The sequence below is a fragment of the Bradyrhizobium sp. LTSPM299 genome (assembly GCF_000938235.1).
GTDB lineage: Bacteria > Pseudomonadota > Alphaproteobacteria > Rhizobiales > Xanthobacteraceae > Bradyrhizobium.
This window is the reverse complement of sequence record NZ_JYMU01000010.1, coordinates 56,495-73,739: the sequence shown is the minus strand read 5'-3', so window position 1 is coordinate 73,739 and position 17,245 is coordinate 56,495. Positions and strand designations below refer to the sequence as shown.

General features: G+C 65.4%; 18 protein-coding genes. 10 read left to right on the top strand and 8 right to left on the bottom strand.

The genetic code is table 11. The features are described from left to right. Positions 1-102: 102 nt before the first annotated feature. Positions 103-492, top strand: a complete 390-nt coding sequence (locus UP10_RS07690; RefSeq protein ID WP_044586766.1) for a response regulator — start codon at positions 103-105, stop codon at positions 490-492. 174 nt (positions 493-666) lie between these two features. Here UP10_RS07690 and UP10_RS07685 read toward each other — a convergent pair whose 3' ends face one another. Together UP10_RS07685 and UP10_RS07680 are read right to left on the bottom strand one after the other, a co-directional pair. Then, positions 667-2,229: an alkaline phosphatase D family protein gene (locus UP10_RS07685; protein WP_044586765.1), complete on the bottom strand. Its 1,563-nt coding sequence runs from the start codon at positions 2,227-2,229 to the stop codon at positions 667-669. Between the two features lie 293 nt (positions 2,230-2,522). Then, the gene (locus UP10_RS07680) at positions 2,523-3,935 is read right to left on the bottom strand and encodes a TAXI family TRAP transporter solute-binding subunit (protein WP_082077014.1); all 1,413 of its coding nucleotides are present in this window, start codon (positions 3,933-3,935) and stop codon (positions 2,523-2,525) included. Between the two features lie 210 nt (positions 3,936-4,145). On the opposite strand from UP10_RS07680, the gene UP10_RS07675 reads away from it, so the two are divergent. Together UP10_RS07675 and UP10_RS07670 are read left to right on the top strand one after the other, a co-directional pair. Further along, complete coding sequence (locus UP10_RS07675; RefSeq protein ID WP_044539334.1) at positions 4,146-4,451, top strand: 4a-hydroxytetrahydrobiopterin dehydratase; 306 nt, start codon at positions 4,146-4,148, stop codon at positions 4,449-4,451. 89 nt (positions 4,452-4,540) lie between these two features. Then, on the top strand, positions 4,541-4,930 hold the full coding sequence (locus UP10_RS07670; RefSeq protein ID WP_044586763.1) for a YkvA family protein: 390 nt from the start codon (positions 4,541-4,543) through the stop codon (positions 4,928-4,930). A gap of 104 nt (positions 4,931-5,034) precedes the next feature. On the opposite strand, the gene UP10_RS07665 is transcribed toward UP10_RS07670, so the two are convergent. Then, complete coding sequence (locus UP10_RS07665; RefSeq protein WP_044586762.1) at positions 5,035-6,015, bottom strand: NADPH:quinone oxidoreductase family protein; 981 nt, start codon at positions 6,013-6,015, stop codon at positions 5,035-5,037. A gap of 89 nt (positions 6,016-6,104) precedes the next feature. Between UP10_RS07665 and UP10_RS07660 the strand changes: the two genes are divergently transcribed. The 6 genes from UP10_RS07660 (at position 6,105) to argG (ending at position 11,913) form a co-directional block, all read left to right on the top strand. Continuing rightward, entirely contained in the window at positions 6,105-6,944 is an 840-nt protein-coding gene (locus tag UP10_RS07660) for an SDR family oxidoreductase (protein WP_044586761.1), read from the top strand. A 137-nt stretch (positions 6,945-7,081) separates the two neighbouring features. Continuing rightward, the gene (locus UP10_RS07655) at positions 7,082-7,690 is read left to right on the top strand and encodes an invasion associated locus B family protein (RefSeq protein WP_044586760.1); all 609 of its coding nucleotides are present in this window, start codon (positions 7,082-7,084) and stop codon (positions 7,688-7,690) included. Positions 7,691-7,864: 174 nt separating this feature from the next. Further along, positions 7,865-9,058, top strand: coding sequence for a dual-specificity RNA methyltransferase RlmN (gene rlmN, locus UP10_RS07650; RefSeq protein WP_044586806.1), 1,194 nt, complete (start codon positions 7,865-7,867; stop codon positions 9,056-9,058). A 119-nt stretch (positions 9,059-9,177) separates the two neighbouring features. Then, on the top strand, positions 9,178-9,666 hold the full coding sequence (locus UP10_RS07645; RefSeq protein ID WP_044586759.1) for a hypothetical protein: 489 nt from the start codon (positions 9,178-9,180) through the stop codon (positions 9,664-9,666). A 39-nt stretch (positions 9,667-9,705) separates the two neighbouring features. Next, on the top strand, positions 9,706-10,482 hold the full coding sequence (locus UP10_RS07640; RefSeq protein WP_044586758.1) for a phosphatase PAP2 family protein: 777 nt from the start codon (positions 9,706-9,708) through the stop codon (positions 10,480-10,482). 93 nt (positions 10,483-10,575) lie between these two features. Next, positions 10,576-11,913 carry an argininosuccinate synthase gene (gene argG / locus UP10_RS07635; protein ID WP_044586757.1) on the top strand — a complete coding sequence of 446 codons (1,338 nt, stop codon included), beginning with the start codon at positions 10,576-10,578 and terminating at the stop codon, positions 11,911-11,913. A 157-nt stretch (positions 11,914-12,070) separates the two neighbouring features. Here the strand turns inward: argG and UP10_RS07630 are convergent, their stop codons facing one another. Beyond that, positions 12,071-12,658 carry a TetR/AcrR family transcriptional regulator gene (locus UP10_RS07630; RefSeq protein WP_044539343.1) on the bottom strand — a complete coding sequence of 196 codons (588 nt, stop codon included), beginning with the start codon at positions 12,656-12,658 and terminating at the stop codon, positions 12,071-12,073. Between the two features lie 97 nt (positions 12,659-12,755). On the opposite strand from UP10_RS07630, the gene UP10_RS07625 reads away from it, so the two are divergent. Further along, positions 12,756-13,121, top strand: a complete 366-nt coding sequence (locus tag UP10_RS07625) for a nuclear transport factor 2 family protein (RefSeq protein WP_044586756.1) — start codon at positions 12,756-12,758, stop codon at positions 13,119-13,121. Between the two features lie 179 nt (positions 13,122-13,300). On the opposite strand, the gene UP10_RS42830 is transcribed toward UP10_RS07625, so the two are convergent. The 4 genes from UP10_RS42830 to UP10_RS07610 all read right to left on the bottom strand — a co-directional run bounded on the left by UP10_RS42830 (position 13,301) and on the right by UP10_RS07610 (position 17,191). Further along, entirely contained in the window at positions 13,301-15,325 is a 2,025-nt protein-coding gene (locus UP10_RS42830) for an OmpA family protein (protein WP_082077013.1), read from the bottom strand. A gap of 232 nt (positions 15,326-15,557) precedes the next feature. Next, a complete protein-coding gene (locus tag UP10_RS42825; protein ID WP_082077012.1) occupies positions 15,558-15,791 on the bottom strand; it encodes a hypothetical protein in 234 nt (77 codons plus the stop codon). Positions 15,792-15,844: 53 nt separating this feature from the next. Continuing rightward, complete coding sequence (locus UP10_RS07615; protein ID WP_044586755.1) at positions 15,845-16,228, bottom strand: VOC family protein; 384 nt, start codon at positions 16,226-16,228, stop codon at positions 15,845-15,847. Between the two features lie 135 nt (positions 16,229-16,363). Beyond that, entirely contained in the window at positions 16,364-17,191 is an 828-nt protein-coding gene (locus UP10_RS07610; protein ID WP_044586754.1) for an FkbM family methyltransferase, read from the bottom strand. Between the last annotated feature and the right edge of the window lie 54 nt (positions 17,192-17,245).

The following is a 17,245-nucleotide window of genomic DNA, read 5'->3' as shown; positions in this document are numbered from 1 at the left end:
TTGGAACAGTCGGCGCGCTCATCGAGGCGCCGGTTTGTGCGCCGTCCGTCCGGATCTGATCCGGGCCTTTGTTCATCCCTGAAAACTGGACCCTGGCGAGACATGCAACCCGCCCTTAGCAACGGCATGCCTGGCGATGTCCTGATCGTCGAGGACGATCCGATCATCGCGATCGACTTCGAAGATACGATCTTGGGCTTCGGCGTGAAGACCGTGCGCACGGCAGGCGGCGTGGTGCGCGCGCTCGAGCTGATTGCCGAAAAGACACCGGATTTCGCATTGCTCGATGTCGGCCTTCTCAGAGGCGAAAAGACGTTCGCAATCGCCGAGCGTCTGAACGCGCTTGAGGTCGCCTACGTGTTCATCACCGGCTATGGCGCGGACGTCAGGCTTCGGCCTGAATTCGCCGACAAGCCGCGGCTGACCAAGCCATGTTCGACCGAAGCGCTGGAGGCCGCGCTGCGGGGATGGCGTGGCAAACAGACTGAGTGAAGTCGGGTTAGAGGCGTCGTTTCGACCTGCAGCGATGACGGATTTGGCGATAACGCGTCCACATCCGTCATGGCCGGGCCTGTCCCGGCCATCCACGTCTTCCTACCCCTGACACGAGACGTGGATGCCCGGGACAAGCCCGGGCATGACGAGTTCTAGGGGAAGGCGCGTCGACTACACCGGCTTCGGATCAAGCGTCGTCGACCACAGCGCGACGTCGGCGCGGTCGCGCAGGGTCACGATCATCTGGCCGCTCTTGCCGTCGATCTTGACGTGGCCGAAGAACTGCATGCCGGCCGACGGCGGCAGGTTCTGGTTCTCCAGCCCGGGCGCCTTGATGAACTTCACCTCGGGTCCGAAGGTGTTGTCGAGTTCGTTCGGGCCGAACGTGCCGGCATGCAGCGGGCCGGAAACGAATTCCCAGAACGGGTCGAACTCCTGGAACTGGGCCTTGTTCGGGCTGTAGTAATGCGCGGCAGCGTAGTGCACGTCGGCGGTCAGCCACACCGTGTTGACGACGCCCGATGTCTTGATGAAGCGCAGGATGTCGGCGATCTCGAGTTCGCGGCCGCGCGGCGGACCGTCGCCCTGCGCGAAGGCTTCCGAGCCCTTGCTGTTGGCCGCATCGTCATAGACGATAAGGGACAGCGGCATGTCGGAGGCGATCACCTTCCAGGTGGCGCGCGAGTTGAGCAGGCCCCGTTTTAGCCAGGCAAGCTGGTCCGGCCCGATGAAATAGGCGTCGGGACCGTACTTTTCCTGCAGGTTCGGGCCGTTCGGGCCGCGATAGCTGCGTTCGTCGAGCATGAAGACGTCGAGCAGCGGGCCGTAGCTCAGCGTGCGATAGACGCGGCCGGGCTCGACGATGCTCTCGCGCATCGGATACATTTCGTGGAAAGCACGGGCCGCGCGGGCGGCGAGCAGCGTGATGTCGCGCTCCTTGTAGGCTGCCGGGAGCTGCTTCGACAGCGACCAGTTGTTGGTCACCTCGTGATCGTCCCACTGCACGAAGATCGGCACCTCGGCGTTGAAGGCGCGCACATTGTCGTCGAGGAAATTGTATTTGTGGGCCGCGCGGTATTCGTCGAGCGTCTCGGCGACCTTGGCCTTTTCGGGGATCGTGATGTTCTTCCAGATCTTGCCGTCGGGAAGTCTGACCTCGGACGGAATCACGCCGTCGGCGTAAATCGTATCGCCGGAGTGCAGCAGGAAATCCGGATTGTGCTTCTTCATCGCCGAGAAGGTGACCATGCCGCCGTCATCGGGGTTGATGCCCCAGCCCTGGCCGGCGACGTCGCCACCCCAGACGAAGGAGACGTCGCGGCGATCGCTCGGCGCGGTGCGGAAGCGGCCGACCACCGGCTCGCCGACGACATCGATATGGGAGAGGTCGCGGAAGCGGACGCGATAGAAGATGTCCTGGCCCGAGGGCAGGTTCTCCACCAGCATCTTGGCGGTAAAGTCGCTTTCCGGCATCGCCGTGATCGGCGGCAGCGCGCGGGCATCCTTGAAGGATTCGGTGGTCGCGACCTCGACCATCATCTGTGCGGGCCGGTCGGCACGGGCCCAGACCACGCCACCGTCGACGCCGACATCGCCGGATTGCACGCCATGGGTGATCACCGGCCGGTCGGCGGCGCGCGACAGATACGGCATCGCAACGAGGCCGACGCCGGTCGCAGCCGTCGTGGACAGAAAGCGTCGGCGGGTAATCTTGCGCGAAAACCGGGTCGTCATGGGGGGCCTCCTCAGGGTCGCAGCGCGACACTGCGCCGCAAGCGTGGCAAGGACTAGAAAAATTCTATGACGGAGAGATTACAGTCCGCCCTTCGTGAGGCGAGCACGCTGGGTCGGGCTCCCTCTCCCGCGTGCGGGGGAGGGCGGGGTGGGGGTTCTCTCCACGAGTCATGTTGCGGAGAGAGCCCCCACCCCGCCGCGCTCTGGCGCGCAAGAGCGCTGCCGAGCGCGTCGGCCTCCCCCGCAAGCGGGAGAGGCGAAGAGAGTTCGCGGATAGAGAGTGCCTGAAGCCCCTACGCCGTCCCTGCCGCCCTGAACTGCGTCGCCGTGCGCTGCAAATTCTGCGGCATGCTCATCAGCAGCGCCTTGCGGTCGGCGACGGCGTTGTGGAACTGCTCGAGCGCGATGTTGAACGCGGTCAGGGTGCCCTGTTCGATCGCGCCGTGCTCGAAGCACACCAGCGTGTCGCGCAGGATGTCGTCGGCTTCGGCCTGCATCTGGTCGAGTTCGTCGGTCGAATCCGAGTGCCGCGCAGTCCTCAGCATCTCCAGCAGGCGCTCGCGCTGCGAGGAGTTGGTGTTGCGCTCGTCCTGCTTGAGAGCGCCGGCGAACCAGGCACCGGCCGAGCCCATCGCCGACAGCGCCATCAAGCTCCACCAGATGTAATCGCTGTAGCGGTCGAGGAAGGTTTTCTCCTCACCGTCGACGAAGGCGGCAGCCCCCGGATGCACCAGGATGGTGGCGTCCTTGTCGGTGTCGGGGGTCTCGATCTTGGCCGCGAGCGGGAAATCGGTCTTGAGCGACTGCCGGATCGAGAACAATTGCCGCGTGAACGCCGCGATCGTCGAATCCGAGATGCTCTTTCGGGCGACGATGTGATGCGAGAAGCTGATGGTCTTGACCTCGTCATCGGGCCGGTCGGCGGCGCCGAGCGAGCCGGCGGGGATTTCCGCGGCCTCATAGGCGGGGTGGTTCTGTGCGATCGCTTCCGAGGCGTCGATGGCGAGGAAGGTGGGCGCGCCGCCGTCGCGGGTCGATGCCGCGATCGCGTCGATCGTGATCTTGCTGTTGGCAGGGCCGGCGGCGAGATAGGCATCCGCCTTCTGGTTGCGGATGGCTTCGACGGCCTCATTGGCCGGGAACTGGACGATGTCGACCTTCAGGGGATCAACGCCATATTGCTGCAGGATCATCTTCAGCAAATTGACATTGGCCGGGGTGCGGCCGACGACGCCGATCTTGTGGCCGGCAAGCTGCGCGATCTTGGTGATCTTCGCGGCCTTCTTGCCCTTGCCCTTCGCGGCGGGCGGAACCCATATCACCACGATATTCTTGCGCAGGGTCGCGACCGCTTGCGCGTTCTTCGGCACGTCGAGATCGCCGCGGATGATGGCAAGATCGGCCTTGCCGTCGGCGAGCGTCTGCGCGCTTGCGGGGGCGCCATCGGTCGGCACCAGCCGCAGCCGGACCTGGCTATGCTGCTGATTGTGGAAGGCCTGGGCGAGGGCCTGCACCACCTTGATGTCGTCGCTGTTGGCAGGTCCCACCGCGATTCGCAGGGTCACCGGACGCATAGCAAAATAGTAGCCTGCGGCCAGCGCGCCGATGATGGCCAGCAGGCCCGCGATCATCACGAAAGCCAGCCGCTGCCGCGCGGAACGGCGCGGACTAGGCTTTATGTCGGCGGGGCCGGGGCCGTCGGTCATCGATCTCGCAAACAATCGTTTGGGGCTCAATTTCAAAACTACCAACGCGCTTACAGCACCGATTGTAGCAAATTCCTGAGACAGCCGGGGTTACATCTGCGTCATGGTTACCAGCGGCCATAGGACGCGATTTCGGCCTTAATTTCGGCATGGATCCCATTCCGCGGGTTGGTGGTTAGGTTAAAGTCAGGTTCAAACGGGAGGCGCGCCATGATCGAACGGCTGTCAGCGGAAGCAAGGGAAGCCGCGCTTGGGGAGTTGGCGGGCTGGGCGGAGACGCCAGGACGCGAGGCCATTACCAAGACCTTCGTATTCAAGGACTTCAACGAGGCCTTCGGTTTCATGTCCCGCGCCGCTTTGATCGCGGAGAAGCGCGACCATCACCCCGAATGGAAGAACGTCTACAAGACCGTCGAGGTGGTGCTGGCAACCCATGATGTCGACGGGCTGACCAAGCGCGACATCGACCTTGCCAAGTCCATGAACGCGATTGCAAGGCAGCTCGGGGTCGGCTGACGGATCCATTGCAACCTTGCGCTGGTTGGCCGACATCACCAGATTCGCAGCATCCGCCGCCGGACAGACGTGCGGGGAGGAGCCTGGCAATGGCAACGACCGAACACAGCGTGGGATTCGAGCCTGCCGACCGGCTGGCGCAGGACCGCGACAGCGTACGCCGCCGGTTCTGGATCAAGTTCAAGAAGGTGGTGGCGAGACTGCCTTTCGCCGAGGATTTGCTCGCGGCCTATTACTGCGCCTTCGACCGCCAGACGCCGCGCCACGTCCAGGCGGCGCTATTGGGTGCGATCGCCTATTTCATCCTGCCGTTCGACTTCATTCCCGACATGCTGCCGATCCTCGGCTTCACCGACGATGCCGCTGTTCTCGCGACCGCGATCCGCCTGGTGGCAAACCACATCACGCCGGAGCATCGCGAGGCAGCGCGTGCGAGGTTGAAGCGCGGGATGGATGGATCGTCTCTCGATCCGTCGTAAGTTTCGTAGGGTGGGCAAAGGAGCGATAGCGACGTGCCCACCGTCCTTGCTGTGCGCGTGAAGGTGGGCACGCTGACGCTTTGCCCACCCTACGCAGAATCTCTTCAGCTCCCCGGATGCAGGATCACCTTGCCCATTGCCTTGCGGCCGGCGAGCACCTTTAGCGCTTCGGCGGTCTGCGACAGCGGGAAGGTGCGGTCGACATGCGATGAGATCTTGCCCTCCGCGGTCCACTGCACGAGCTTCTGGAGGTTGCTGCGGTTCTTCTCCGGATTGAGCCGCGCCCAGGCGCCCCAGAACACACCTCTGATATCGCAGCCCTTCAGCAGCGCGAGGTTGAGCGGGATCTTCGGGATTTCGCCGGCGGCAAAACCGATCACCAGGAAGCGGCCTTCCCACGCGGTGGAACGCAGCGCGGCTTCGGCGTAGGAGCCGCCGACCGGATCGAACACGATGTCGGCGCCCTTGCCATTGGTCAGCCGGCGCAGGCCTTCCTTCAAATCTTCCTTGGCGTAGTTCAGCGTCAGCTCGGCGCCGTGTTGTTTGGCGAATGCGAGTTTCTCGTCCGACGAGGCGCAGGCGATCACCTTGAGGCCCATCAGTCTGCCGAGTTCGCAGGCCGCAAGCCCGGTGCCGCCGGCGGCGCCCAGCACCGCGAGCGTCTCGCCCGGCTTCGGGCTGGCGCGATCTTCCAGCGCATGCAGCGCGGTGCCGTAGATGATGAAGATGCCGGCGGCGCGGTCGTAGTCGAGATTGTCGGGAATTCTCACGATCGAGTTTGCCGAGAGCGCGATCTTGTCGCGCGCGCCGTTGTGGCCGCAGGATGCGGCGACGCGGTCGCCGACCTTCAGATCGGTGACGCCTTCGCCGACGCTCTCGATCACGCCGGCGACTTCGGCGGCCGGCGAGAACGGGAACGGCGGCTTGATCTGGTACTTGCCCTGGATCATCAGGATGTCAAAGAAATTCAGCGCCGCCGCCTTGATCGCGATCACGGCTTCGCCCGGACCGGCCACGGGATCCGGCACATCAGCCAGCACGAGATCGTCGGGTTGACAGTATTGCGAGCAGAGGATGGCTTTCATGGACACACCTGAGTTTCGGACGCAGAAGGGTTGAAAGCTTCTTGCCGGATTTACGGCTGAGCGACAATACAACGCGGAGGGATCAAACTATGTTTGAAAAAGGCCTGCTGGCGACAAAACGCATCCTGATTACCGGCGGCGGCTCCGGCCTTGGCGCGGCGATGGGACACCGTTTTGCGGAGCTCGGCGCCGAACTGATCATCTGCGGCCGGCGGCTGGAATTACTGGAGGAGACCGCAGCCAAATTCCGCAGCGAGTTTGGCGGCAAAGTCTCAACCGCGCAATGCGACATCCGCGACGGCGCCGCGGTCGAGGCGATGATGGACCAGGTCTGGCAGGACGCGCCGATCGACATTCTCGTCAACAATGCTGCCGCAACCTTCATCGCGCAGAGCGAACATCTGTCATTCCGTGCGGCGGACGCGATCCTGGCGCCGACGCTGCACGGCACGCTGTATTGCACGCTCGCCGCCGGCCGGCGCTGGATCGAGGGCCAGCACAGGGGCGTGGTGCTCTCGATCCTGTCGACCTCGACCATCACCGGGCGCGCCTTCACCGTGCCGTCGTCGATGGCCAAGACCGCGGTGCTGGCGATGACCAAAAGCCTTGCGGTCGAATGGGGACCGAAGGGCATCCGCACGGTGGCGATTGCGCCGGGCGCGTTCCCGACGCCTGGCGCGACCGGACAATTGCGTCCCGAGGGGCGCGGCGAGAGCTGGGCACATCGCAATCCGCTCGGCCGCCCCGGCGAGCATTCGGAGCTTGCCAACCTCGCGAGCTTCCTGATCTCCGACCAGGCCGGCTACATTAATGGCGAGATGGTGGTGCAGGACGGCGGCTCGCATTTGCGCAGTTCCGGGGCCGAAGACCTGCTGCAATGGACCGACGCGCAGTGGGAGCAACAACGGGTGGCGCGCGCCAAAGGGTGATCGCGGAATGACGCGCTGCGGCGATCGCCGCATCCAGGGCTAACTGCCTTCCCAAACAGACATTTCCCCGCTATCCATCCGTACCGGCGGACGGGGATCGCCGGGCCATCTTCCAGTCACAATGATGGGGGAACCAGTTGTCCGTGCGGCAAATACTGACATCGCTGGTTGCCTGTGCCGTGGCGTGCGGGATCACGTCCCTTGCGCAGGCGCAAGGGACGAAGAAGGACGCGGCGAAACCCGCGGCCGTGGCCAAGCCTGCGGCTTCGCCGGCAGCGGTGGCTGCCGCCGGCGGCGCCGAGCCGACGCTGATTGGCCAATTCGGCACCTGGGGCGCCTATACCGCGATGCCCAACGGCAAGAAGGTCTGCTTCGCGCTGGCCAAGCCGTCGTCGTCGAAGTCCAACCCGGCGAATCGCCCGCGCGATCCAGCCTATGCCTTCGTCTCGACCCGCCCGGCTGAAAAGGTCGTCAACGAAATCTCGATCATGATCGGCTACACGCTGAAGCCGGGCTCCGAATCGACACTCCAGGTCGGCGGCGGTACTTACGCGATGTACACCCAGGGCGACGGCCTCTGGATCAAGAACGCGGCTGAGGAAGAGCGGCTGGTGGACGCCATGCGCAAATCGGCCGACGCCACCGTGAAGGGCATCTCGGCCAAGGGCACCGAGACCACGGATACGTTCGCGCTGAAGGGCCTGGCGCAGGCGCTCGACCGGCTGGGGCAGGACTGCCGGCGTTAGGGCATTTGGGCCGAATCAGCGTTGTTTATGGGCCGCAGAAGGCCTATTTGAGGACCGCGGCGTAGGGTGGGCAAAGGCGCAAAGCGCCGTGCCCACCATTTTCGTCCATTGCTTTTGAAGGTGGGCACGCTTCGCTTTGCCCATCCTACGGCTTGAAAGCCAAATCTGATGTCGATGACTGACTCCGCGGCCAATACGCCGCTCGAAAAGCTTCCGCTCGAAACCTATGTGCCGCCGGCCAAGCCGTCGCTGATCGGGCTGTCGCGCGCCGAGATCGCCGATCGCCTTGGCGAGATCGGCGTTGGCCCCTCGCAGCGCAAGATGCGCAGCCAGCAGCTCTGGCACTGGATGTATTTCCGCGGTGCCGAGAACTTTGCCGAGATGACCAGCATCTCGAAGGACATGCGCGCCGAGCTGGAGCAGCATTTCACCGTCGATCGCCCCGAGGTGGTGGCCGAGCAGACCTCCAACGACGGCACCCGCAAATGGCTGCTGCGGCTGCCGAGCGGCGACACGCTCGAGCGGCCGCACGAGGTCGAATGCGTCTACATCCCCGAGACCGACCGCGGCACGCTCTGCGTCTCCTCGCAGGTCGGCTGCACGCTGAACTGTTCGTTCTGCCACACCGGCACACAGCGGCTGGTGCGCAACCTCACCGCCGGCGAAATCGTCGGCCAGGTGATGGTGGCGCGCGATCGTCTCAATGATTGGGCCGACCGCGAGGATGGCACGCGCCGCGTCACCAACGTCGTGATGATGGGGATGGGCGAGCCGCTCTATAATTTCGACGCGGTGCGCGATGCGCTGTTGATCGTCGGCGACAATGAAGGCATCGGCATTTCCCGACGTCGCATCACTTTGTCGACCTCGGGCGTGGTGCCGAACATCAAGCGCACCGGCGAAGAAATTGGCGTGATGCTCGCGATCTCGCTGCACGCGGTGCGCGACGAATTGCGCAACGAGCTGGTGCCGCTGAATCGCAAATATCCGATCGCCGAACTGTTGCAGGCCTGCCGCGACTATCCCGGCGCGTCGAACGCGCGGCGCATCACCTTCGAATATGTGATGCTCAAGGGCGTCAACGATTCGCTCGACGATGCGAAGCTGCTGGTGAAAATGCTCAAGGGCATCCATGCCAAGATCAATCTGATCCCGTTCAATCCGTGGCCCGGCACGGCTTACGAATGCTCGGACTGGGATCAGATCGAGAAATTCTCCGAATATATCTTCAACGCCGGCTATTCCTCGCCGGTGCGCACCCCGCGCGGCCGCGACATCCTCGCTGCCTGCGGCCAGCTCAAGTCGGAGACCGAAAAGCTCTCGGTGCGCGAGCGCCAGGCGCTGCGCGCGATGGCGATGACGGATTGAGAATGTCTCGCTGTACCCAATTCTTCATTGCGAGGAGCGAAGCGACGAAGCAATCCATGTCTCAGCAAGCGGTGAGATGGATTGCTTCGCTTCGCTCGCAATGACGGAGAATTTCTGACATGGCCCTGATTGGCCGCCTGTTCGTCATCGCGCTCGCTTTCCTCCTGGCCTGCTTCGTCGCCGGGATCATCGTGGTCGGCGCGGTGCTCTATCCTGAGATCAGCAATTTCGGCGACGCGCCGATCGACCAGAGTGCGATCGACATCGTGCTCGGCTTCGGTTTCATCTTCATCTCCGGTTTCGCACTACTGCCGGCACTGATCGTGGTGCTGATCACCGAGGCGTTCTATATCCGGAGCGTGCTGGCCTATGCCGTCGGCGGCGCGATCGTCGGGGCGGCCTGCTATCTCGGCCTGATCCCGTTCGACCCCAATACGATGCACTTCGATGGCATCGTGCGCCGGCACCTGGAAATCATGACCGGCGCCGGCATCGTCGCCGGCCTGGTCTACTGGCTGGTTGCCGGCCGCACCGCCGGCGCCTGGCGCGAGCCGCCGCGCCGGTTACCGCCGCCTCCGTTGCCGTCGCAATCACGGCCGCAACCGTGATGCTTCCCATGCCCCACAGCCTCCGCTAAACCGCGCGCCATGAACCGGACCGGACTTGTCATCGCGCTCGGCCTCGCGCTCGTTATCGGCCTCCTTTTCGGGGTCTATCCCGAGCTCGACCTGAAGCTGGCGGCGCTGTTCTACGACAACGCGCAGAACGTCTTTCCATTGAAGCTCGACGCGGTCGCCGCCTTCGCGCGCGATGCGGCGATGTGGATCGCCTGGGCGTTCGTGGTGCCGGCGTTGGTGACCATCGTGGTGAAATTCATCCGACCGGAACGGCCGATGCTGATGTCCGGCCGCGCCGCGGTCTTCCTGCTGGTGACGATGCTTCTGTCGGCCGGCGTCCTCACCAATCTCACCTTCAAGAGCTATTGGGGCCGGCCGCGGCCGGTGGCGGTCAATGTGTTCGGCGGCGACAAGCCGTTCGTGCCGTGGTGGGATCCGCGGGGTACTTGCGCGCGCAACTGCTCGTTCTTCTCCGGCGAGGGTGCGACCGCGTTCTGGACCTATGCGCCGGCCGCCCTGGCGCCGCCGGCCTGGCGGCCGCTCGCCTATGTCGGGGCGACTGTGTTCGGCATCACGACCAGCGGCCTGCGGATGGCCTTTGGCGGTCATTTTTTCACCGACGTCGCCATCGCCGGCCTGGTCTCGTTCCTGGTGATCTGGCTGGCCTATGCCCTGATCTACCGCTGGGCCGCGACCCGGGTCACCGACGCCCAGGTCGACGCCGCGCTGACACGGCTGGCCTGGCCGGGCTACCGGCTGACCCAGCGCTGGCGCGGCCGCGACGTCGGGCCGGCGCCGTCGGTGTGAGCACCGAGGCGCGATTAAACGCGTGCCCATCCCTTGGAAATTTGTTATTCGCGCAGCCAAACAGCCACCGATATCAGACCGATTGGACGCTCCATGAGTACGATCCTGAAAAGCCTGCCCAAAGGGGAAAAAGTCGGCATCGCTTTCTCGGGCGGGCTCGACACGTCGGCCGCGCTGCTGTGGATGAAGCAGAAGGGCGCCAAGGTCTTTGCCTACACCGCCAATCTCGGCCAGCCTGACGAAGCCGACTACGACGAGATCCCGCGTAAAGCACTTGAGTTCGGCGCCGAAAAAGCCCGCCTGGTGGATTGCCGCACCCAACTGGCGCACGAAGGCATTGCCGCGATCCAGTCCGGCGCCTTCCACATCTCGACCGGCGGCATCACCTATTTCAACACCACGCCGCTCGGCCGCGCCGTCACCGGCACGATGCTGGTTGCGGCCATGCAGGAGGACGGCGTCAACATCTGGGGCGACGGCTCGACCTACAAGGGCAACGACATCGAGCGCTTCTACCGTTACGGCCTGCTGACCAATCCGTCCTTGCGAATCTACAAGCCGTGGCTCGACCAGCAATTCATCGACGAACTCGGCGGCCGGGCTGAGATGTCGGCATTCATGACCGCGCAGGGTTTCGCCTACAAGATGAGCGCCGAGAAGGCGTATTCGACCGACAGCAATCTGCTCGGCGCCACCCACGAGGCCAAGGATCTCGAAAGTCTCGACAGCGGCATCACCATCGTCAATCCGATCATGGGCGTGCCGTTCTGGCGCGACGACTGCGCCGTCAAGGCCGAGAAGGTCGTCGTGCGTTTCGACGAGGGCCAGCCGGTCGCGCTGAACGGCCAGAGCTTTGCCGATCCGGTCGCGCTGTTCCTCGAGGCCAACGCCATCGGCGGTCGCCATGGCCTCGGCATGAGCGATCAGATCGAGAACCGCATCATCGAGGCCAAGAGCCGCGGCATCTACGAAGCGCCCGCGATGGCGCTGCTGCACATCGCCTATGAACGTCTGGTCACCGGCATCCACAACGAGGACACCATCGAGCAATACCGGATCTCTGGCATGCGGCTTGGTCGCCTGCTGTATCAGGGCCGCTGGTTCGATTCACAGGCGTTGATGCTGCGCGAGACCGCGCAGCGCTGGGTGGCGCGCGCCATCACCGGCGAGGTGACGCTCGAGCTGCGCCGCGGCAACGACTATTCGATCCTGAACACCGAGAGCCCGAACCTGACCTATGCGCCGGAGCGGCTGAGCATGGAGAAGGTGGAGGACGCCGCGTTCACGCCCGAACACCGTATCGGCCAGCTGACGATGCGCAACCTCGACATCTCGGATACCCGCGCCAAGCTCAAGCTCTACACGGAGAAGGGCTTGCTCTCGGGCGGCCAAGGCTCCGATATCTTCAAGCTCGAGAACGACAAGGGCTGAGCCTCTCCGTCGTCCCGGGCAAGCGAAGCGCGACCTGGGACCCATACGCCGCGGCTCGCGCTAGGGGCACAAGCGCCGTTGCCTTTCTTCTCCAACTCCACTCGGTGGTAATGGGTCCCGGCCTTCGCCGGGACGACGCGGGGGTGAGAGTCGCGGCTTACTTCACCCTGAGCGCATCCAGCAGCGAGCGGAAGGCGCGCGCGTAATCGGTGCCGGCCTTGCCGATGTCGGGGCCGGCTGACACCGCGACCGCCGCTTCGGTCACCGCGCCGAGCAGCAGCCGCGCCAAAGGCTCGATCGGCTGCTTCGCGATCACGCCGGCCTCCATTGCCGCGGCAATCGCACGGGGAAACTTGCCGCCGAAATGTTTGGCGTCGATCTCGCGCCAGCGTTCCCAGCCGAGCACCGCTGGGCCATCGCGTAAAATGATCTGGCCGGTCGGGCCCTTGGAGCAGGCCGCGAAATAGCCCTGCGTTCCCGCCGCCATCGCGGCCAGCGGATCGTTCTCGGCGCGCGAGATGCGGTCGAGATCGGCGACGAGGTCGAGCGAGACCTGCTCGAACACAGCTTCGAACACCGCCTCCTTGGTCGCGAAGTGATGATAGACCGCGCCCTTCGCCACGCGCGCGCCGGCGGCGATGTCGTCGATCGTCGTCGCCGCAAAGCCGCGCTCGCCGAAGATGCGCCGCGCCGCCTTGACGATTGCAGCTTTGGTTTTCTCGCGCCGCTCGGCCTGGGTTGCCATGACGCGTGTCTAGCGCAGTTCCGTGGCCGAGCCAATTGACTTACAGACCCGTAGTCGGTAAATACCGACCATCAGTCGGTAAGTAAGGAGATCGAGGATGCCCTCACTCAAGACCCTGCAGGCCTTCGCCGATACGGTCGAAGCCAACGACCATGTCGGCGCCATCAAAAATTTCTACGCGCCTGAGGCCCGCACCCAGGAAAATGACGGCGAATGGCGGGTCGGCCGCGAGGCGCTGGCGGCGCGCGAAGCCGCGGTGCTGGCGTCGGTGGCCGGCGTCAAGACCACGCGGCTCGGGCCGCTGCTGATCGACGGCGATCGCGCCGCGATCTGCTGGCGGTTCGAGTTCACCGGTAAGGACGGCAAGGTCCGCAGCATGGAGGAAGTCGCCTGGCAGACCTGGCGCGGCGACGAATTGATCGAGGAGCGGTTTTTCTACGATCCGCAGCAGATGGCGCGGTGACAAATTCGTAGCCCGGATGAAGCGTAGCGAAATCCGGGACGGTCCAACCACTGCCGAGAAAGCCCCGGATTGCGCTTCGCTTCATCCGGGCTATGCGGCTCGCTTTCAGGGGGAAGGGAAGGACAAACAAAAATGGCCGGGATAGCTCCCGGCCATTTTGTATCGTGCTTTGAGCCCGCTCAGCGCGGTGGAGGAGCCGCAGAAGCCTGGCCGCCATTGAGCAGCGGCGTAATGCGGCGGACGGTGACGCGCCGGTTGATGCGGCTCGGTCCGTCGGTCTGCTCCTTCAGATATTGCGAGCCATAGCCCTGCGACGTCAGGTTCTCGGCCGGCACATTGAACTGCTGCGTCAGCAGCTCGGCGGCGGATTGCGCACGGCGGTCGGACAGCGACAGATTGTCGGTGTCGTTGCCGGTCGCGTCGGTATGGCCCTCGATCAGGAACACCTCGCGCGGATTGCGCTGGATCGCCCGGTTGAGGCCGTCGGCGATGGCCTGCAGCTTGGCCGCCTGGTCCGGCGGAATCTCCCACGAGCCCGAGTCGAAGTTGATGCTGTTGACGTCGATCGACGGCATCAGCATGCGCACGTTCGGGCTGTAGCGGATTTCGTCGAGCGTATAACGCCGCGCGATCCGGTCCACCGGTGGCGCCTCCATGGTGTCGTAGATCACGTCCGGCGCCGCACTGTCGGATTCGACGATGTAGCGATCGTAGGGGATGCGAACCACCGGCGGCGGCAGGTCGACATAGAAGCCGCCGACCGCGCCCGGATCGCGATAACTGTTGTCGATGATGATGATCTCGCGGCCGCCGGCATCCCTTCGGATCCGGCGCAGCATCTGGCCGTCGGGGCCGACCACGGTGATGATCTCGCTGCCGTCGGGACGGATGATGACCGTGCGGGTCTCGCCGCCGACGGTCTCGGTGCGGATGTCGCGGGCGCCATAGCGGAAGCGATAATTATCGTCGCCGCGGACATAGGCCTGTCCGCCCGGATCGCGGATGATGATCCTGTCCGGCTCGGTGTAGATGGTGCGGCCGCCTTCGACGACCTCCTGCCGCTGGTTGTGCAGGTCGGCAATGGTCGCGCCGATGACGACGCCGGCCACCACGCCCGCACCGACCGCGGCGCCGATGGCGAGCGGCCTCAGATTGTCATGCCGCGGCGGCGGCGGCAGGGGTCCAGCGACCGTCGGCGCGGTCCGGAAGGCCGAGGAGACCGTCGGCGGGGCATATTGTGCTTTGCCGGGCGGTGGCGTCGCGGCCGCCGAGCCGGGCACGACACCCGGCGCGGCAGGGCCGCCAGGACGGATGAACGATGCCGCCCCGCCTGCCGGCGGAGCGCCGGCAGCCGGAGTCTGCGCAGGCGCTCCCGGCACGACGCTGGGTCGTCCCTGCGGGCCCGGAACTGGCGCCGGAGGCGTTCCGGCGGCCGGGGGCTGTCCGGGCAAGGCGCCCGGACGTGCCGGCGGCTGTGCGCTTCCGGCAGCAGGCGGTGTCGTCGCCGCGGGTGCGGCTGGTGTCGCGGGCGCGGCGCCGGGCGGCGTGCCAGGGGCCGGCCTTGCGCCGGCCGGAGGTCCGCCCTGCGGGCGTACTCCCGGTGCTGGGGCGGGCGGAGTAGCAGGCGCGGCTGGCGCAGGGGTCGCTGCCGCGGGAGGGGTCACGGGGCGCGCCGCTGGCGCAGCCGCGGGTGGCAGCGGAGCCGGGCGTGCAGGCTCGGCCGCTGGCGGCGTGGGGCGCGCGGGAGTTGCTGCCGGTGGCGGCAGTGGCGTCGGTCGAGCCGGTGCGGCCGCCGGGGGCGGCGTCGGATGTGTGGGGGCTGCGGCGGGCGGCGGGGGCGGCGTCGGTCGCGCAGGCGCGGCTGCGGGTGGTGCGGGCGGTGTCGGATGCGCCGGAGCAGCCGCGGGCGGCGGAGGTGGTGGTGTCGGCCGTGCCGGAGCCGCAGGCGGCGGCGGTGCGGGGTGCGGTGCTGCGGCCGGGGGCGCCGGTGGGTGCGGCGCGGCTGCGGGTGGCGCGGGCGGCGCCGGATGGGCAGGAGCGCCCGGAGCGGGCCGCGGCTTCGGCTTTCCATCCGGGCCGAGTTCTTCCCTCGGCTGCGCCTGTGCGACGACGAGCGGTGAGATTTGCGCATGCGATGCTGAAGCGGCGAACTGCATCACCGTCAGCGCAGTCGTGGCAAGCAGCACGAGACGAAGCTGTGTCATGTTATTGGAATCCCCGGCGGAAGGTCTGGGCAGGAAGGAAGAAACGTGAAAGCCGAACAATTCGGCGGTAAGATGAACAGCCAGCCGTTAGGCCGGATTGTGGCAGCCCACGAATCACTGGCGCACTTTATTTCGACATCGTAACGGGTTGCACGCGCATTTGTTCACTGCGCATTCAGAAGAAACGCTCAGACACAGAACATCCATCGCGGAATTCGGTCGCACCCGCGGCTCACCGGGCGGCGAGGCGATCTGTCGCAGGCGGCGGGCCGGTGGGACCAGGCGGTCCAGGCACTGGCAACTCCTCCGGCGTGTAGCCGGGCAATTCGTCCGGCCGCGGCGGCTCGCCGGGTTCGCGCACCGGCGGCGGGATCTCTGGATTGGGATTGCCCGGAGGAATTCCGGGCGGCGGTTCGCTCGGCGTTCCCGGCGTCGCAGGTGGAATCTCGGGAGGTTCAATCGGCATTCACATCAACTGGCCGCGCGCTGCGATGTTCCTGTTCCGCGCGCGGAAACTCATCACGGCGTGTGACAGACCGCCTCGATGTTGTGGCCATCCGGATCAAGCACGAACGCGCCGTAGTAATTGGGATGGTAGTGCGCGCGGATGCCGGGCGGGCCATTGTCGCGGCCACCGGCTGATACCGCGGCCTTGTAGAACGCATCCACGGTGGCGCGATCCTTGGCAACGATGGCGATATGTACCGGCTTGTTCATTGCGCCTTCGCCGCCGATCCAGAAATCCGGTTTGCCATTGGCGCCGAAGCCGGCCGCGGGATCATGCCCGGTCTGTTCCGCCGTCACTTCCATGATCAAGCTGTAGCCGAGCGGCGCCAACGCGATCTGGTAGAACACCTTGGCGCGCGAATAGTCGGATACCGAAAAGCCGATATGGTCGATCATCGCGGGCCTCCCTTCGTGAATTTTTGTAGTCCCGTCATTGCGAGCGAAGCGAAGCAATCCATCCGTCCGCTAGCTCTGTGACAATGGATTGCTTCGCTTCGCTCGCAATGACGGGATAGGCGAAACTCAGCTGGCTCACCCCCGCACGAGCAGCGTGTTGCTCCGCGTCCGGCCCTGCTCGACATAGCCGCGCGAGTGCATGTCGGCAATGCAGTCGTCGGTCCACTCATCCTTCGACAGGTGCTCGATCACGACCGCGCCGGGCCAGAGCGCTTCCGGTGCATCCCGGAAGAAGCCGATCAGCACGCGGTCCTCAAAACCCTCGACGTCGATCTTCAGCGCATCGACCCTGGTCGCGCCGGCCTCGTCGAGAATGCGCTGCAGCCGCAGCGACGGCACCTTGAACGCCTTGCCCGAGGGCACACCAGAGACGATGTGGCTGGCGCCGAGATTGTCGCCGTCGGTCTCGATCATCAACTCGCCGTCGGTCGGACCGGCGGCGGCCGCAACGAGGCGCACCTGCGGATAGCCGGAGGCCTGTGTGTTGAAAGCGAGCCGCGCATGCGTCATCGGATGCGGCTCGATCGCGATCACCTTGCCATTGGGCCCGACATCGCGCGCCAGCGCCAGCGCGTAGGTGCCGACATTGGCGCCGAGATCGACGAAGGTGCTGCCTGCGCCGACATGCCGGCGCAGGAAGTCGAGCTCCTCGAGATTGTAGTTGGGATTGAACAGGGCGCCGCGCTCGGTCGCGCTCGCCTGGTGATAGAAGCGGAACGAGGCGCCCTGATACGGCACGTCGAGCGGCCCCGAACCGAGCAGATTGACCAGCCGCGACAGCCACGGCCGGAACGCGCCGCGTTTCAGTCCGCTGTTGTGCGCCAGGCGGATGATGGCGGCCTGCGCCGCATTCGGCGCAAACGCGCCGAATGGCGCCGGCGAAGTATCGTTGCTGGGGATCAAGCGTTGTCCTCATCAAAAGCGGCGCATGCATAGCCGGTTTTGCGGGGGGCGCCA

What these genes read in the sequence shown, in the direction of transcription:
- UP10_RS07625 (WP_044586756.1), top strand. Translation starts at nt 12,756, where the DNA reads ATGCCCTCACTCAAGACCCTGCAGGCCTTCGCCGATACGGTCGAAGCC.
- UP10_RS07615 (WP_044586755.1), bottom strand. Translation starts at nt 16,228, where the DNA reads ATGATCGACCATATCGGCTTTTCGGTATCCGACTATTCGCGCGCCAAG.
- UP10_RS07680 (WP_082077014.1), bottom strand. Translation starts at nt 3,935, where the DNA reads ATGACCGACGGCCCCGGCCCCGCCGACATAAAGCCTAGTCCGCGCCGT.
- UP10_RS42830 (WP_082077013.1), bottom strand. Translation starts at nt 15,325, where the DNA reads ATGACACAGCTTCGTCTCGTGCTGCTTGCCACGACTGCGCTGACGGTG.
- UP10_RS07665 (WP_044586762.1), bottom strand. Translation starts at nt 6,015, where the DNA reads ATGAAAGCCATCCTCTGCTCGCAATACTGTCAACCCGACGATCTCGTG.
- UP10_RS07660 (WP_044586761.1), top strand. Translation starts at nt 6,105, where the DNA reads ATGTTTGAAAAAGGCCTGCTGGCGACAAAACGCATCCTGATTACCGGC.
- UP10_RS07685 (WP_044586765.1), bottom strand. Translation starts at nt 2,229, where the DNA reads ATGACGACCCGGTTTTCGCGCAAGATTACCCGCCGACGCTTTCTGTCC.
- argG (WP_044586757.1), top strand. Translation starts at nt 10,576, where the DNA reads ATGAGTACGATCCTGAAAAGCCTGCCCAAAGGGGAAAAAGTCGGCATC.
- UP10_RS07630 (WP_044539343.1), bottom strand. Translation starts at nt 12,658, where the DNA reads ATGGCAACCCAGGCCGAGCGGCGCGAGAAAACCAAAGCTGCAATCGTC.
- UP10_RS07675 (WP_044539334.1), top strand. Translation starts at nt 4,146, where the DNA reads ATGATCGAACGGCTGTCAGCGGAAGCAAGGGAAGCCGCGCTTGGGGAG.
- rlmN (WP_044586806.1), top strand. Translation starts at nt 7,865, where the DNA reads ATGACTGACTCCGCGGCCAATACGCCGCTCGAAAAGCTTCCGCTCGAA.
- UP10_RS07645 (WP_044586759.1), top strand. Translation starts at nt 9,178, where the DNA reads ATGGCCCTGATTGGCCGCCTGTTCGTCATCGCGCTCGCTTTCCTCCTG.
- UP10_RS07670 (WP_044586763.1), top strand. Translation starts at nt 4,541, where the DNA reads ATGGCAACGACCGAACACAGCGTGGGATTCGAGCCTGCCGACCGGCTG.
- UP10_RS07640 (WP_044586758.1), top strand. Translation starts at nt 9,706, where the DNA reads ATGAACCGGACCGGACTTGTCATCGCGCTCGGCCTCGCGCTCGTTATC.
- UP10_RS42825 (WP_082077012.1), bottom strand. Translation starts at nt 15,791, where the DNA reads ATGCCGATTGAACCTCCCGAGATTCCACCTGCGACGCCGGGAACGCCG.
- UP10_RS07690 (WP_044586766.1), top strand. Translation starts at nt 103, where the DNA reads ATGCAACCCGCCCTTAGCAACGGCATGCCTGGCGATGTCCTGATCGTC.